Source organism: Amniculibacterium aquaticum (assembly GCF_003852705.1).
In the GTDB taxonomy this organism is placed as follows: Bacteria; Bacteroidota; Bacteroidia; order Flavobacteriales; family Weeksellaceae; genus Amniculibacterium; species Amniculibacterium aquaticum.
Genome location: NZ_REFA01000012.1, coordinates 18,160 through 33,713 on the forward strand (window position 1 = coordinate 18,160; position 15,554 = coordinate 33,713).

14 protein-coding genes are annotated in these 15,554 nt (G+C 38.4%); 1 reads left to right on the forward strand and 13 read right to left on the reverse strand.

Annotated elements, in window-relative coordinates:
• From EIY84_RS06745 to EIY84_RS06805, 13 genes are all read right to left on the reverse strand, one after another.
• Entirely contained in the window at positions 1-690 is a 690-nt protein-coding gene (locus tag EIY84_RS06745) for an SMUG2 DNA glycosylase family protein (protein ID WP_124641514.1), read from the reverse strand.
• Positions 691-747: 57 nt separating this feature from the next.
• Positions 748-3,240, reverse strand: a complete 2,493-nt coding sequence (paaZ, locus tag EIY84_RS06750; protein ID WP_124641516.1) for a phenylacetic acid degradation bifunctional protein PaaZ — start codon at positions 3,238-3,240, stop codon at positions 748-750.
• A gap of 150 nt (positions 3,241-3,390) precedes the next feature.
• On the reverse strand, positions 3,391-3,804 hold the full coding sequence (locus EIY84_RS06755) for a PaaI family thioesterase (RefSeq protein WP_124641518.1): 414 nt from the start codon (positions 3,802-3,804) through the stop codon (positions 3,391-3,393).
• 10 nt (positions 3,805-3,814) lie between these two features.
• Complete coding sequence (locus EIY84_RS06760; protein ID WP_262696908.1) at positions 3,815-4,960, reverse strand: 3-hydroxyacyl-CoA dehydrogenase NAD-binding domain-containing protein; 1,146 nt, start codon at positions 4,958-4,960, stop codon at positions 3,815-3,817.
• A gap of 102 nt (positions 4,961-5,062) precedes the next feature.
• Positions 5,063-5,866: an enoyl-CoA hydratase-related protein gene (locus EIY84_RS06765; RefSeq protein ID WP_124641520.1), complete on the reverse strand. Its 804-nt coding sequence runs from the start codon at positions 5,864-5,866 to the stop codon at positions 5,063-5,065.
• Between the two features lie 39 nt (positions 5,867-5,905).
• On the reverse strand, positions 5,906-6,370 hold the full coding sequence (gene paaD / locus EIY84_RS06770) for a 1,2-phenylacetyl-CoA epoxidase subunit PaaD (RefSeq protein WP_124641522.1): 465 nt from the start codon (positions 6,368-6,370) through the stop codon (positions 5,906-5,908).
• An 82-nt stretch (positions 6,371-6,452) separates the two neighbouring features.
• Positions 6,453-7,193, reverse strand: coding sequence for a 1,2-phenylacetyl-CoA epoxidase subunit PaaC (gene paaC / locus EIY84_RS06775; RefSeq protein WP_124641525.1), 741 nt, complete (start codon positions 7,191-7,193; stop codon positions 6,453-6,455).
• A 69-nt stretch (positions 7,194-7,262) separates the two neighbouring features.
• Complete coding sequence (gene paaB, locus EIY84_RS06780; RefSeq protein WP_124641527.1) at positions 7,263-7,544, reverse strand: 1,2-phenylacetyl-CoA epoxidase subunit PaaB; 282 nt, start codon at positions 7,542-7,544, stop codon at positions 7,263-7,265.
• Positions 7,545-7,572: 28 nt separating this feature from the next.
• Positions 7,573-8,511: a 1,2-phenylacetyl-CoA epoxidase subunit PaaA gene (paaA, locus tag EIY84_RS06785; RefSeq protein ID WP_124641529.1), complete on the reverse strand. Its 939-nt coding sequence runs from the start codon at positions 8,509-8,511 to the stop codon at positions 7,573-7,575.
• Between the two features lie 39 nt (positions 8,512-8,550).
• A complete protein-coding gene (locus EIY84_RS06790; RefSeq protein WP_124641531.1) occupies positions 8,551-8,805 on the reverse strand; it encodes a hypothetical protein in 255 nt (84 codons plus the stop codon).
• Between the two features lie 34 nt (positions 8,806-8,839).
• Positions 8,840-9,928, reverse strand: a complete 1,089-nt coding sequence (locus EIY84_RS06795) for an FAD-binding oxidoreductase (RefSeq protein WP_124641533.1) — start codon at positions 9,926-9,928, stop codon at positions 8,840-8,842.
• A gap of 98 nt (positions 9,929-10,026) precedes the next feature.
• Entirely contained in the window at positions 10,027-11,322 is a 1,296-nt protein-coding gene (locus tag EIY84_RS06800; protein ID WP_124641535.1) for a hypothetical protein, read from the reverse strand.
• A 3-nt stretch (positions 11,323-11,325) separates the two neighbouring features.
• Positions 11,326-12,618 carry an OmpA family protein gene (locus EIY84_RS06805; protein WP_124641537.1) on the reverse strand — a complete coding sequence of 431 codons (1,293 nt, stop codon included), beginning with the start codon at positions 12,616-12,618 and terminating at the stop codon, positions 11,326-11,328.
• A 251-nt stretch (positions 12,619-12,869) separates the two neighbouring features.
• On the opposite strand from EIY84_RS06805, the gene clpB reads away from it, so the two are divergent.
• Positions 12,870-15,461 carry an ATP-dependent chaperone ClpB gene (gene clpB / locus EIY84_RS06810; protein ID WP_124641539.1) on the forward strand — a complete coding sequence of 864 codons (2,592 nt, stop codon included), beginning with the start codon at positions 12,870-12,872 and terminating at the stop codon, positions 15,459-15,461.
• Positions 15,462-15,554 lie beyond the last annotated feature (93 nt).

Consider the following 15,554-nt stretch of genomic DNA (forward strand, 5'->3'; position numbering starts at 1 on the left):
TTAAATCTGTCCTGTTAGTGTCAATAGATATCGGTCGATATACATTTCTTTTTCCTTGGATTTGTATTGTTGTATGTATCGTGGATGATCCAAAACCTTCAGCGCTCCAAAGAGTTTTTCTTCTTGATTAATTTTTTTTAGAAATTCGGCATTCTTTTTTCCCAAACAATAAACCGTGTCCGTCTCCAACCCCAAAGCGATGTGCTTTTTAATGCTTTCTATCATGAAGGGTTTTACAGCGGCAAAAAGCTCTTTGTCATCGTAATAATTGGCATTTACCCAATCGGTTTTGGATTTTCTGACAATGGCCAACGGAAAAGGAGAATTGATGTAAAAATCTGCATAAAATTTTTCGGGACCTCCAAAGGCTTCTATCATATCGTATAGAAAAACCGATGAAACCTCATGCGTCCTTGCCGATTTCATCGTTATCCCACAAACCGTCTCCAATCTTTTGGTATCGGTAAACGGAACGCCCGTCACACCGGCACCGTGCCTGCTGGGATTGATCCCAATGATGAATTTTCGATGTTGATGATCGTTGTAAAATTTTTTGTAGAACGCTTCCATCACCATCAAAGTTTCGGGATTGTCCAAATACGGATTGAGCACCCCAAAACCCTCAGGTAGTTCATCATGAAATTCTAAATTCTTGTTGAATGCTACAACTTTTTCCCCAAATGTTTTCATTGAATAACACCAAAACCTTGTCGAAAGAACCTCCAACAAGGTTTTTAGCATTTATTTTTAGATTAGACCAAATTGTTCGAAATGATGGGTGAAATGTTTTCTGTGGAACAATTCCATCATTTCTTTATTCAATTTACCAAAGACAAAATGCAGATGTTCAGCCTGTGGATGTTCTCTGTAATACACCAAAAACTCTTGCACTGCGGTCATGAAAGCTGTTTTTGAAGCATCCAAGTTTTTGTATTTCAAAGCGGGTAAAGAGCCATCCTCTGGCAAGAAAGGAGCAGGATAGTCTTTTGGCATCTTCCTGAAAGTGTACAAAGAATCTTGGAATTTTTCCAATTGTTCTTCAGGGGTATAGCAAGTTTGCACTTCTGGTTTTCCCATACTGTACAACAAAGTTTCTTCCAAATGTTCCAGCATTTGCTGAGCCGTCATTTTTCCCCAAAGCGGTTGGGTGTTATCCGTCAATCCATTAATAATTTTTTGGATCTTGTCTTTTTTGAAATCAACAAAAGGAGATTTTTTAGCCACCAAAGTTAGAATTGTTGCAACGCAAACCACCTCATCTCTTTGGTTCACCACTTCTACCAACCATTTTACCACACCACTTGGGATGTTTCTGCCTTTTACACCGCGGTTAATTTTTTCTTTTGCCGTAAGATATACCGTGATGGTATCACCGGCATAAACAGGCTTGAAGAACGAACAATTTTCTAGACCATAATTGGCAATTACCGGTCCTTTTTTTCCGGAGACAAACAAACCGGCAGCAGCAGAAAGGATAAAATATCCGTGAGCAACGGTTTTGTCGAAAATGGTATTGTTGAGTGAAGTTGCATCCGTGTGTGCATAGAAATGATCCCAAGACACATTGGAAAAATTCACAATATCGGCATCGGTAACCGTTCTACCGGCAGTTTCCAAAGAATCTCCAACTTCAACTTCTTCAAAGTATTTTTGGAAAGGATGCTTGTCTGCATATTTTTTCTCGGCACCTTGAGTGTAAATTTTTGTAATGGCGGTAAGCACATCCGGAGAACCTTGAACGGCTGTTTTTTGTAGGAAAAAATGCAGACCGTTCAGTCCGCCCATTTCCTCGCCACCACCGGCTCTTCCCGGTCCACCGTGCATCAAAGTCGGTAATGGAGAACCGTGACCTGTACTTTCTTTGGCATTGTCTCTGTTCAGCACGAAAATTCTACCGTGCGAAGAAGCCATTTTCCAAGAAGTTTCGGCGATAAATTGGTCATCGTGAGAAATGATGGATCCCACCAAACTTCCCTTTCCTCTTTTGGCAAGAGCAGCCGCTTCTTCTGCATCTTTGTACGGCATGATGGTAGAAACCGGCCCGAATGCTTCCACATCGTGGGAAATATTTTTAGAAAAAGGACTGTCGTTCAGGAATAATTTTGGAGTCATGAAGGAGCCATTTTCATAATCGGCATCTATCAAATCGTGCTTTCCATCGTAGATCAGTTCGGTTTCGGATTTTAGGAGGTTAATTTTTTCCAGCACCTCGTTGTATTGGTCTTTCCCCGCCAAAGCACCCATTCGGGTTTCTCGGTTGAGTGGATTTCCTATTTTTACTTTGTCCAATTCTTTAGAAAGTGCAGATTGCACATCGCCCACTAAGTTTTCCGGAACAATAATTCTACGGATGGCGGTACATTTTTGTCCAGATTTTGTGGTCATTTCGTTTTTCACCTCACGGATGAATAAGTCGAATTCTGGTGTGCCGGGTTTGGCATCTTTACCCAAAATAGAACAATTGAGGGAGTCGGCTTCCATGTTGAATCTAACGGCATTTCCTGAAATGGATGGCATGGCTTTCAGTTTTTTTCCGGTGGATGCCGAACCTGTAAACAATACCGAATCTCCGTCTTGCATAAAATCGAGCATATTGCCGGCGCTACCGCAGATAAGTTGAATGGCTCCTTCCGGTAAAATGCCACTCTCAATCATATCTTGGAAAACCGCATGGGTAAGATACGATGTTGGTGTTGCGGGTTTTACAATACTCGGAACACCGGCCAAGAGCGAGGTTGAAAGTTTCTCCAACATGCCCCAAACCGGGAAGTTGTATGCGTTAATCTGTACCGAAACCCCTTCGGAAGGAGTTAAAATATGAGTGCCCAAATGCGTACCGTTGGCTGAAATTTTCTGCACATCGCCGTCCACCCAGAAAGGAGTGTTGGGCAACATTCTTTTTGCCAAACCCGAATAGGTAAAAAAAGTTCCCAATCCGCCTTCGATATCCACCCAAGAGTCGGTGTGTGTTGCTCCGGTTTTGTAGGAAATTTCGTAGTATTTTTTCTTTCTTTCCAGAAGATAGAGGGCAACTTTTTTCAGCATTTCGCCACGATCGTAAAAGGTCATGGAAGCCAAATTTTTGTAGCCAACGGTTCGGCCATACTCCAGAACTTGGCTGAAGTTGATGCCGCTGGTATCTGCGATGGCTACTTGCTCTCCGGTTACGGAATTGAAGAGCGTTGTGCCTTCTTTATTTCCTTCGGTCCATTGTCCGTAGGTATAGTTATTAAGTTTCATATTGTTTTTTGATTTTATATTCTTGTTATTTTGTGAAGCTTGTTGCACCCCGACCTGAGTGGAGCTCTTTTATTTTTTTTTGTTTGGAACTTGCATGGGCAAAAAAAATAAAAAGCGGGAACGGAGGGCGGAATAGGTGCCCAAAAAAAATTATAACTCGGTTACTTTTTTGTTAATTTTATAAACGGTCCCTCGGAAGGATGCCATTAGATCTTTGTTTTGGTTGGTGATTTTGATGTCATAAATTCCTGTTTTTCGGGTATCGGATATCAAAATGCTTTCGGCAAAAAGGACATCGCCTTCGCGAACGGCTTTTGTAAAATTGATGTTGCAATTGAGCGCCACCGAAGCGTCGTTGGTGTTGTTGGAAGAAAATGCCAATGCTGTGTCTGCGAAGGAGAATGTGACACCGCCGTGTACCGTACGGAGTCCGTTGAGCATTTCTGTACGAATGGGCATTTGCAGAAGGCAGTATTTTTCGCGTGCTTCAAGGATTTCTACCCCCATCCATTGGGAGAAATGATCTTGGGCGAGCATGTATTTTGCTATTTCTAAGGGATTCATTTTGTTTATTTTATAATTTACGAAGAAGTGGACTTTGCCTGTATCGTTCTTCTTGGTATTCTTGGTACAAGTTTTCTAAAGTTTGTGAGATTTTTTCGTATCCTATTTCTTTGGCCCAAGCCAAAAGCCCTTTTGGATAATTGACTCCTTTTTGCATGGCAAGCTCTATGTCTTGGTCGGAGGCGATTTTCAGTCTTTTGGCTTCCACAGCTTCGTTGATGAGCATGGAAATGATCCTCATAAAAATCTGTTGGTACAAGTCATCGTCTTTTTCAGCTGTTGGATTTACGGCATTATCCGAATAATCGTAAAATCCTTTTCCGGTTTTTCTGCCGTGCAATTTGGCTTCGGACATTCTTTGTTGCAGGAGGCTGGGTTTGTATTTTGGGTCGTAAAAATAATCCTTGTACACCGTGGTGGTTACGGAAAAATTGACATCGACACCGATGAGATCCATCAGTTCGAAAGGTCCCATACGAAAGCCGCCCAAAGATTTCATAGCCTGATCTACTTGCTGGGGAGTAGCGATGTTTTCTTCGACCAATCGTAGGGCTTCGCCGTAATAAGGTCGGGCAATTCGGTTGACGATAAAGCCTGGAATGTCTTTGGCAATGACGGGAACTTTGCCCCAAGATTTCATTAAATTATACATTTCATCGGCCAAAGTATTATGGGTTAACAATCCTGGTATAACCTCTACCAAAGGCATGATGGGAGCCGGATTGAAGAAGTGTATCCCGATAAAACGGCTTGGTTGCTTCAGTATTGAAGAAATGGATGTTATGGATATGGATGAAGTGTTGGATGCCAAAACACAATTTTCTGAAACGATATTTTCTAAATCTGAAAATACTTTTTGCTTGATTTCTTTGTTTTCGACAATGGCTTCGATGACCAAATCGCAATTTTTAAAATCGGAGAGCTCGGTACAGAATTTTATTCTGTTAAAAATATCTTCGGCTTCTTGGAAGGATATTTTTTCTTTTTGAGCGAGTTTTTGTAATGTATTTTCAAGGTTATGCAAAGACTTTTGGGTTAGTTCTTCATTAACATCGAAAAGGCAAACCTGACAACCGTTGCTGGCTGCTACCTGCACGATGCCAATGCCCATGGTGCCAGAGCCGATGACCCCTACGGTTTTTATTTTATTTTCCACTATTGATAAAGTTTCTTTTGATTTTTGAGTTTCTAAAGATACAAAAAAAGATAGTTTTGAAAAATCAAAACCATCTTTAACTTATTCATTGAAATTGTTGAATTATTTCCCTTTGAAAACGGGTTTTCTCTTTTCCAAAAATGCATCGATTCCTTCTTTGAAATCTTCAGATCTTGCGGCTTCGGCTTGGTAAACGCTTTCCAAGTCCAATTGTTCTTTCAGGCTATAACGATACGATTTTCTTAGTGCTTTTTTGGTTAACCCAAGAGCTTTGGTCGGCATATTTACCAAACCTTCTAACATTTCCATGGATTTTGCAGAAAAATCTTCATCGGAAAACACATCAGCAACAATTCCTAAATCTTTTGCTTCGTCGGCAGAAAGTTTCTTACCGGTATAAGTTAGGTAGTGCGCCATTTGTCTGTTCATAATTTTTGGAAGAAAGTAAGTACCTCCGGTATCGGGGATGAGTCCAATATTGGAGAATCCAAAAGAAAAGTACGCGGATTTGGCCACCAATGAGAAGTCGCAAATCAGTGCCAAAACAGCGCCGGCGCCCACAGCCAAACCGTTCACCAAAGAAACAATTGGTTTGCTGGAATAATTGATGGCATTGACCAAAGGATTATAGAATTCGGTAACTATTTTTTGCACTTCTCTTCCTATATTAACATTGGGATCCAACAATTGCTCGTCCAACATTTGTCCAGAACAAAACGCTTTGCCTTTGCCTGCGATTACAATACAACGGGTGTCTTGGTCTTTCTCATAAAATTCTATAAACTCTCTCAATTCCAAGAGTAATGCTTTATTGAGTGCATTGAGGGTTTCCGGTTGGTTAAGATAGGCTATTTTCAGTTTTCCTTGAAAATGAGATTCTACATCAAATTGTGAATATACATACATAGTGAAATGGTTTTAATCTTGGTATAAAGATAGTTAATTTTAATGACATTTGAAATAGTCAAAAGGCTCTAAACAGTCGTTGCATTGGTATGAAGCTTTGCAAAGTGTGGATCCGAACCTGCTGATCATCTTGGTATTGGTAGAATTGCACCTTGGACAACGAATGGGGATGTTCAAATGATTTTCGTCATGTCCTTTTTCGGGAGGTACAATTCCGTAGTTTTTCAATTTTTCTCGAGCTTCATCCGTGAGCCAATCCGTGGTCCAAACAGGAAACAATTGTGTAGTTACTTTGACTTTTATGTTATTTTCTTGAAATAATTTTACAATATCTTCTTCGATATTGAACATGGCAGGACAAGCGGAATAAGTTGGGGTAATGACCACCTCTACGGTGTTATCTTCCAACTCATTTATCATTCTTACAATACCGAGTTCAACAATATCAATGACTGGGATTTCGGGATCGGGTATGCTTTTCAGAAGCTGAATGTATTTCGACATCTTCTTTTTAATAATTTAAAAAAATAAAACCCCTCCTTTTTGAAGAACGAAGAGGTTAAATTAAGACAATTTGATTTTAATATTACCAAACACAATCCGGATAAGTCCTCTGCATGTATTGCAATTCGCAAAGAATGTACCCAAAGTATTCGGTATGAATGCCTATTCTACTGCCTTTTTGCATAAAAGGATCTGTTGGAATTTCGATTTCTATGGTTGTGAAGAAGTTTTTAATTTGAGCATTCCATTCGGCATAAATTTCTTTTGAAGAAGGTATTAATCCTAAGGCAACCCATTCGGACTCGCCATCCACCTCATCAAACAATCCACCTGTGTATTCCCAAACGGCTTCTACTGCGGCAAGCAATCTGCTTTTACTTTCATCGGTTCCTTGTGCGAATACTTTCATCCAAGTTTCGGTATGAGTCACATGGTATTTTACTTCTTTCAAAGATTTTATGGCGATGGCTTTCAGATCTTCATCTGCAGACTGGCTAAGTTGCGAGTAAAGAATTTTTTGATACACCGCAAAAAAATAGGCTTTAAGAATGGTCTGCGCATAGTCTCCATTCGGTATTTCTACCAATTGAGCGTTAAGATATTCTTTTTCTGCTCTTAGCATAGCAAAGTCATCAACGGAGCAGCCGTCGTTAAAAAACTTAACCGCAAGATTGTATAAATTATTGGCTTGTCCCAACTGGTCTAGAGCAATGTTGATCAGGGCGATATCCTCTTCCAGATAGGGTCCTTTTCCGCACCATTCTGCCAATCTTTGTCCCATAATTAGGGAGTCATCGGCCAATTTTAAGATATAGTTTTTCATTTTTATTATGGATTTGAAACCGAATACTTCAGAAATAAAATTTCTAAAATCATCAATTCCGAGTCTATTTTACATATTTTTCACATCGTTCGGAATCTGATAAAATGTAGGATGTCTGTACAATTTATCGTCTGCAGGGTCAAAGAAAGCCTCTTTATCCACGCCTTCGCTGGTTACGATATACTTGCTAGGCACCACCCAAATAGAGGTTCCTTCCATTCTTCTGGTATAGACATCTCTGGCATTTTGCAAAGCCATTTCTGCAGTTGCAGCCTGTACAGTCCCTGCATGCTTGTGGGACAATCCCGGTTTTGTTTGTATAAATACTTCCCAAACTTCTAAATTACTCATTATATTTTGTTGAATTAGAGTTAAATAATTACGATACTTTTTCGTTTTGTTTTTTGGCAAAAGCTACGGCAGCTTCTTTTACCCAAGCATTTTCTTGTTGTGCTTTTCTTTTGGTTTCCAATCTTTTTTTATTGCAAGGGCCGTTTCCTTTTAGCACTTCCATAAATTCGTCCCAAGGAAGTTCAGAAAATTCATAATGACCGGTTTCTTCATTGAATTTCAAATTTTTGTCCGGTACTTTTAGTCCTAAAAATTCAGCCTGAGGTACGGTAACATCTATAAATCTCTGGCGAAGGGAGTCGTTACTTTCCCTTTTCACACGATAGTTCATGGATTTTTGAGAGTTAGGAGAAGCCTCATCGTTTGGACCAAACATCATGAGTGCTGCCCACCAAAATCTATCCAATGCATCTTGCGCCAGTTGTTTTTGCTCTTTTGTTCCACGACAAAGCGTCATAAGGATTTCGTAGCCTTGCCTTTGATGAAAGGATTCTTCTTTACAAATCCTTACCATTGCTCTGGAATAAGGCCCATAAGAATTCCCCATTAACATCACTTGGTTCATAATAGCTGCGCCATCTACCAGCCAACCGATTGCCCCAATATCTGCCCAAGAGAGGGCAGGATAGTTAAATATTGAAGAATATTTGGCTTTTCCCGAAAGCATATCTTGGTACACAGAATCTCTATCTGCATTCAAACTCCCATCGTTAAGGGTTTCTGTTGCAGCATAAAGATACAATCCATGACCGGCTTCGTCTTGTATTTTAGCCAACAAAGCCATTTTTCTTCTTAAAGACGGGGCACGAGTAATCCAATTGGCTTCCGGCAACATTCCCACAACTTCGGAATGGGCGTGTTGGGAGATTTGTCGTACGAGGAGCTTTCTGTAATCCTCCGGCATCACATCCTTTGGTTCTACTTTATTTTCGGCCTGTACATATTCTAAAAACTTGTTTGTATCCATAGTTTGAATCTCAAAACCATTAAAATGGTTTTACTAATATTAAATTATTTTGTCGGTTTCTTCTTTAAGATAAATTCCCATTTTTCCGTTGCTAAACTCTCCGGCTACGAAATATACGGTTTGATCATTATGTGCAATAGAATACTCTTTGAAAATATAAATTTCTCTTTCAGAAGGTTCTATTACCTCGATGTTACGATCTGAGCAGTGCCAATCGTGATTCCAAATATTAATCCCTTTTACTTTGTACTCTTTATCGGTTTCGATAATAGATGCGAATTTCCAATGTGCCATAATGAAATCGTTTTTAATTGTTAGAAATTGTTAATTATACATCATAAGTCAGCATCACCACATTGGTTGTAGGGTGACATTGACAGGTCAGTACCATTCCTCTTTCTACTTCTTCTTCAGTAAGAGCAAAATTTTTCTCCATAAACACTTCTCCTTCTAGGACTTGAGCTTTACAAGTACAGCAAACGCCTCCTTTGCAGGCAAAAGGTAAAGGCAAATTTTCTTTTAACCCTTTGTCCAAGATGCTTTCTTTCTTGGAGTTGAGGTGGATAGAATACTCATCGTCATCAATAATCAAAGTTACAAAACTTTCGATGTTTGGTATTTTCTTAAACTCTTCACTTCTTTCGGAATTTTCCTCATCATCAGGAGCTGCATAATACTCATACATCACCTGCAACGATGGGACTTTTTTATCATTTTTCAGATAATTAGAAACCTCTTTAATCATCTCGGTTGGTCCGCAGATGAAAAATGTAGTTTCCGATGCAGGAATTTCTGGAAAATGCTGCAACAAAGCTTCTAGTTTTTGAGGACCAATCCTTCCTTCGAACAATGGATTATCGGTATGTTTTTCTCTGGACAGGAGGTAGACAACTTTCAATCGACCGTTGAAATGTTGTTCCAAATCATCAATTTGTTGTTTGAAAATAATATCCTGGCAGCTCTTGTTACTGAAAAACAAATACGCCTTGCTATTTGGCTCTTGATAAAGAGCTTCTTTTATGTTGGACAAGATGGGCGAAATGCCACTACCAGCAGCTAATCCCACATATACTTTCTCATTAGACGAATGAAAATTGGTGAAAAAATGCCCTTGAGGGGCTAAAACCTCGATCGTATCTCCTTCCTTTAGTTGTTGATTAAGATAAGTAGAAACCTTTCCATCCTCCAGGTGTTTCACTAAAATTTCCAGTTGATGATTTCCTTCTGATGGTGCATTTACAATAGAATAAGACCTTCTTAGGTCTTCATCGTTCATGATAAACCGAACATTAAGATATTGCCCTTGTTTAAATTGGAATTCATGTTGAAGATGTTGTGGAATTTCCAAAGTAATGTGCACAGAATCATTGGTTTCTTTTTTTACTTTTATTGCTTTTAATGAGTGAAAATGATGCATTGTTATTCTTAAACTGTTTTCAACAAATATAAACAAATTCTAAAGAATTGAAAACCATACTTGAAAACTATTCTATTTTCGTCATTCCTCTCACTTTATCATCGACCTCCGCAAGACATATCAATCCTGCCAATATTCTCTGAGTAGTACCTGTTTTTCTCCACTATACTTTTAGCTGTATTAGAAGCATAAACCCTTTCTATAGCTCTAAGTTCGGATTCCATAACACCTAATTTACTTACCGCTTCCAATAAACATTGTTTTTTCATCAATGCCTTTTCTTTATTTCGATTATCACCTGGCCGGTTCAAGCTGTTGTTAATATGACAAATTTTAAGTTTCAATTTTAATTTTTTCAACATCACTTGATCAATGACATCAGCACCTTCGGCTAAAATATTCATCAAGGCTTGGTTATTGGTTCTAATGGAATTGGATCTGGCCAATCGATTGGCTTTTTCTTCTTTTTCTAAAATACTTTTTTCCAATTCTACAATTAATCGACTTTCCACACAAAGGGATTGAGTTGCATTTGCTGCTTGATTTTCCAATTTTTTCTTTTTCTCTTCGGCCAAATCATTTTCAATTCGAGCCGACTCCTCTACCTGATCAATAAATGAAGAACCATCAAAACATTCAGCAACATCAACAATCTTATCAATTCGAATATAATTTTGTGGATCTGAGTCCAGCAACATCGATATTACGGTATTTCCATTTTCATCTTCATAATACCCCGTTCCGAATACTCCTAAGTAGTTATGCACTTTTAGTTCTGGCTTAATTTCGGATGTGAAAAGATAGTACACGGCTCTTTGCGAAGATCCATTGATATGATATTGAAGAGTGGGCACATTTTGATCACCAATTTTCTCAAACGCCAAATGTGTAATACTTGCCATAGAGGTAATCACAAATTTTACTTCATAATCCAATAAAGTTTCCATTGCTGGAATTTTATAAAATAGTTTATTCCCTTTTTTATCCATAACATAATTATAGGAATCGCCTTGCATGGAATAAATTTCTAATTCGAATCCAGGTTGAAAATCACCTATCGATCCGCAACTTTTATTAAAGTCTGAAACCTTGGCAATAAGTCCATTATGGGTGTCTACAAAATAACATCCTGAAGCAGGCTTGTTGTTAATAAGTCCTGAAAAATAGAATTTCTTATTAAAACAATTGGTTTCTTTAGGATACAACTTTTTCTCTTCCAGATTTCTAAATACAGAACCCCTACCAACAAGATCCCGATACTCTGAACATAAAGAAGCATTTTTCCTACAAAGAGAATCCAAGCGCAAACTGTCTTTTTTCCTTTGTTCCCTACTTTGAGCTTGCGATAAATGAAATGCTCCAAAAAGGAGCATTATATAAATTAAAGCTTTCATAATTTAATTAATTTTCACAAATTCAACCCTTCTATTTTGTGCTTTTCCAAAAGCGGAATTATTCTCAGCAACCGGGTCAGACTCTCCTTTTCCATCGGTTTCCATTCGGTTGGATGAAATACCCATAGTCGACAATTTCATTTTTACTGCATTGGCTCTTTTTTTACTGAGTGCAAGATTAGAAGCATCATCACCTTCATTGTCTGTATGCCCAATAATTTTAATTCTCATATCGGGAGCTTGGCTCAATGCGTCTTTAATTTGGTTGAGCACTGTTGTACTTTCACTTTGGATTTTATCGGAACCGGTTGCAAACAATATGGCAGTGGTCGAGAAGCTTCCTTTTTCCATCAAATCTTTCAATACGCTACTTCTTTCATCTTTTCCTGTCTCAGCAATTGTCAAATTTCCGATATAGAAATAAGCATCTGCTGTTTCTGCCCAACCACTGGTTATTGAAGTAAAAAAAAGCGACTTTCTATATTCAGGTTTGAACTGAGTGGGTAAATCCACTTTTTTATTACCATCGACAAACATTCTGATTCTTTTACCATTGACTTCAAATGCGATTTTGATGATTTTATCCAAAGGGGCTACATAATCAACCTCTTCCTTTCCATAGCCTAAAGATTTCTCGGAATAATAAATCAAATTATAATTTTGACTTCCTTTTGATGCTGACATAATATCAAATGTCACAGCAGTTTTTGAACCCAATAAATAATCCAACTTTTCAGGCTTATTTCCAAATCCCACCCCCATCCTTCGATACGGATGTGCTGAGGGATACACCAAATCAAACTCTACTGTAAAATTATCAGGCAATGGCTTAGTCAGCTCCGGATAAACCAGATTATCAGCTGAAATTTTTAAAAATTTACCCATATTTTTAAGGCTTTTCACCTCACCTCCTTTGTTGGTGCTCCATTTTGCAGGAAAATCACCAATTGCATCTTTAGAAAAATCATCTTGAAAAATCACCCTTGTTCCTCTTTTAAAACCAACAGCATTGTCTCCTTCTTCAGACAAAGAACCCCCTCCATCTTCTAAACCATTTGTTTTTTTTGACGATTTATTTTTGGACGAAGCCCCTTCAGAACTCGAATTCTTACTCTTATTTCCTAAAACTTTATCCATGGCATCGTCTGTAGTTCGTCTGGATTTTTCCTCTACTTTTCTCTCAACCGTTCTTTCAGCCTCTCGCTTTGCAGACTTCATTAACTTATCTAAAAACTGTGCTTGTAAAGCATTGAATATTAGCATAAAAAAAGCCAAAATCATTATCTTAGTTTTCATAACACTTATTTTTATTGCTATCAAAATTACTATTAAATATTGTTTAAAATCCAAGGAAAATCACTGAACAACACCTGTGCGAATCGGAAAAAATGTCAGATAAACAGTAAAACCAATTGCATTTAAACGGAAATTTTGTCTTTAATACAATTGAAAAAATAGGCATTATTTCTTGAAAATTGAATTTTAATAACGAATGCATGATTTTTGAAAAGAACAATTCAAATCACCATAAAAAACCAACATCTAATATGAACCTAAATCAATTTACACTAAAATCTCAGGAAGCGATACAGAAAGCTCAACAAATCGCAATGGAGTTCAGTAACCAAAGCATTGAACCTCAACATATTTTGGAGGGCATCTTCCAAACCGACGAAGTCATTTCTTCCTTTTTAATAAAAAAATCCGAAGCCGATGCTTCCCTTATCCGTGAAAGAAACAGAACCCTGATCGAAACCCTACCAAAAGTAGAAGGCGGCGATATGTACCTGTCCCAGAATTCGAACAAAATTCTCCTAGAAGCCCTGAACATAGCTAAAAAAATGGGAGACGAATTTGTTACCATCGAACACCTGTGGTTGGGATTAATAGAAATCCAGTCCAATGTCTCCAAACTCTTGAAAGACATGGGCATAACAAAAAACCTCCTAGAAGCCGGCATTAATGAAATAAGAAAAGGAGCCAAAGCCACCTCATCCAGTTCAGAAGAAAGCTACCAAAGCTTGAGCAAATATGCAAAAAACCTCAACGAATTGGCAGCTGAAGGCAAGCTAGATCCTGTCATTGGAAGAGACGAAGAAATCCGTAGAGTTTTGCAAATTCTATCCAGAAGAACCAAAAATAACCCCATCCTCATCGGAGAACCCGGCGTTGGTAAAACCGCCATTGCCGAGGGAATTGCCCACAGAATCATTTCACAAGATGTTCCCGAAAATCTAATGGACAAAACTTTGTTTTCTCTAGACATGGGAGCTTTGATTGCCGGAGCCAAATACAAGGGCGAGTTTGAAGAGCGATTGAAATCTGTAGTCAACGAAGTGATACAATCTGAAGGACAAATTATTCTTTTCATTGACGAAATTCACACTTTGGTTGGCGCAGGAGGTGGTGAAGGTGCCATGGATGCAGCAAATATTTTAAAACCTGCCCTTGCAAGAGGCGAGCTGAGAGCCATTGGTGCAACCACCCTGAACGAGTATCAAAAATATTTCGAAAAAGACAAAGCCCTTGAAAGACGATTCCAAAAAGTGATGGTGGAAGAACCGGATACAGAATCTGCCATTTCCATCCTGAGAGGAATTAAAGACAAATACGAAGCCCACCATAAAGTGAGAATTAAAGACGAAGCCATTATTGCAGCGGTAGAAATGTCTCAACGATACATTTCAGACCGTTTTTTACCGGACAAGGCCATTGATCTTATTGATGAAGCATCTGCAAAATTGAGAATGGAAATCAACTCCAAACCCGAAGAATTGGATGTTTTGGACAGAAAAATCATGCAGATGGAAATAGAATTAGCAGCAATTTCCAGAGAAAATGACGAAATGAAAATTAGCCACCTCAAAGAAGACATTTCTAAACTCAACGAACAAAGAAACGAAATCAATGCTAAATGGTTACAGGAAAAGCAAAAATCCGAAGACCTAACCCAAATTAAAAAAGAAATAGAAACGCTGAAATTGGAGTACGACAAGGCAACCCGATCAGGAGACTATGCCAAAGCATCCGAGATCCAATATGGAAGGTTAAAAGAAAAAGAAGCCGACCTGGAAAAACTGGAATTGGAAATGCAAAACCATCAAAACGAATTGATTAAAGAAGAAGTCACTGCTGAAAATATTTCCGAAATTATCTCCAAATGGACCGGTATCCCAGTAACCAAGCTATTGCAAAGCGAAAGAGAAAAACTCCTTCATTTGGAAAACGAACTCCACAAACGAGTGGTAGGACAAGAAGAAGCCATAGAAGCCGTTTCCGACGCCATCCGCAGAAATAGAGCTGGACTGAATGACGATAAAAAACCCATCGGAAGTTTCTTATTTTTAGGAACAACAGGGGTCGGAAAAACAGAACTTGCAAAAGCCTTGGCCGAATTGCTTTTCGATGACGAAAACAACATGACCCGAATAGACATGAGCGAATACCAAGAAAGACATTCCGTTTCGAGATTGGTAGGAGCGCCTCCAGGATATGTGGGTTATGACGAAGGCGGACAACTGACCGAAGCGGTTAGAAGAAGACCCTATTCGGTTGTCCTTTTGGATGAAATCGAAAAAGCACATCCTGATGTTTTCAATACCTTATTGCAGGTTTTGGATGATGGCCGCCTTACGGACAACAAAGGAAGAGTGGTGAATTTTAAAAACACCATCATCATCATGACTTCCAATTTGGGCTCGCCAATTATTCAGGAAAATTTTGAAAATATTACGGAAGAAAATTCAGTTTCAATTGTAGAAAAAACCAAAGTAGAAGTTTTCGAATTGTTGAAACAAACTTTAAGACCTGAATTCATCAATAGAATAGATGAAATTGTGCTGTTCCAACCGTTGAACAAAAAAGAAATTGGAAAAATTGTGAAATACCAACTGTCTGGATTCAACAAAATGTTGGAGAAAAAAGGGATTGTATTAACCGCTACGGAAGATGCTATCGAATACCTAATGAATAAAGGCTACCAACCTGCATTTGGAGCAAGACCTTTGAAAAGAGTTTTGCAACAAGAAGTATTAAACCAACTTTCCAAGGAAATCCTTGCTGGAAAAGTACACGACAACGATAGAATTACTTTGGATTATTTTGAAGAAACCGGATTAATTTTTAGACCTACAGAATAAAAAAAGAAAAACTTTTCAATTTATTTTGCATTTAACATAACATTGATTAAATTTGCGCGTTGTTTTAGTACAATAATTTTTTTTCATCATTTG

What these genes read in the sequence shown, in the direction of transcription:
- EIY84_RS06745 (WP_124641514.1), bottom strand. Translation starts at nt 690, where the DNA reads ATGAAAACATTTGGGGAAAAAGTTGTAGCATTCAACAAGAATTTAGAA.
- paaZ (WP_124641516.1), bottom strand. Translation starts at nt 3,240, where the DNA reads ATGAAACTTAATAACTATACCTACGGACAATGGACCGAAGGAAATAAA.
- EIY84_RS06755 (WP_124641518.1), bottom strand. Translation starts at nt 3,804, where the DNA reads ATGAATCCCTTAGAAATAGCAAAATACATGCTCGCCCAAGATCATTTC.
- EIY84_RS06765 (WP_124641520.1), bottom strand. Translation starts at nt 5,866, where the DNA reads ATGTATGTATATTCACAATTTGATGTAGAATCTCATTTTCAAGGAAAA.
- paaD (WP_124641522.1), bottom strand. Translation starts at nt 6,370, where the DNA reads ATGTCGAAATACATTCAGCTTCTGAAAAGCATACCCGATCCCGAAATC.
- paaC (WP_124641525.1), bottom strand. Translation starts at nt 7,193, where the DNA reads ATGAAAAACTATATCTTAAAATTGGCCGATGACTCCCTAATTATGGGA.
- paaB (WP_124641527.1), bottom strand. Translation starts at nt 7,544, where the DNA reads ATGAGTAATTTAGAAGTTTGGGAAGTATTTATACAAACAAAACCGGGA.
- paaA (WP_124641529.1), bottom strand. Translation starts at nt 8,511, where the DNA reads ATGGATACAAACAAGTTTTTAGAATATGTACAGGCCGAAAATAAAGTA.
- EIY84_RS06790 (WP_124641531.1), bottom strand. Translation starts at nt 8,805, where the DNA reads ATGGCACATTGGAAATTCGCATCTATTATCGAAACCGATAAAGAGTAC.
- EIY84_RS06795 (WP_124641533.1), bottom strand. Translation starts at nt 9,928, where the DNA reads ATGCATCATTTTCACTCATTAAAAGCAATAAAAGTAAAAAAAGAAACC.
- EIY84_RS06800 (WP_124641535.1), bottom strand. Translation starts at nt 11,322, where the DNA reads ATGAAAGCTTTAATTTATATAATGCTCCTTTTTGGAGCATTTCATTTA.
- EIY84_RS06805 (WP_124641537.1), bottom strand. Translation starts at nt 12,618, where the DNA reads ATGAAAACTAAGATAATGATTTTGGCTTTTTTTATGCTAATATTCAAT.
- clpB (WP_124641539.1), top strand. Translation starts at nt 12,870, where the DNA reads ATGAACCTAAATCAATTTACACTAAAATCTCAGGAAGCGATACAGAAA.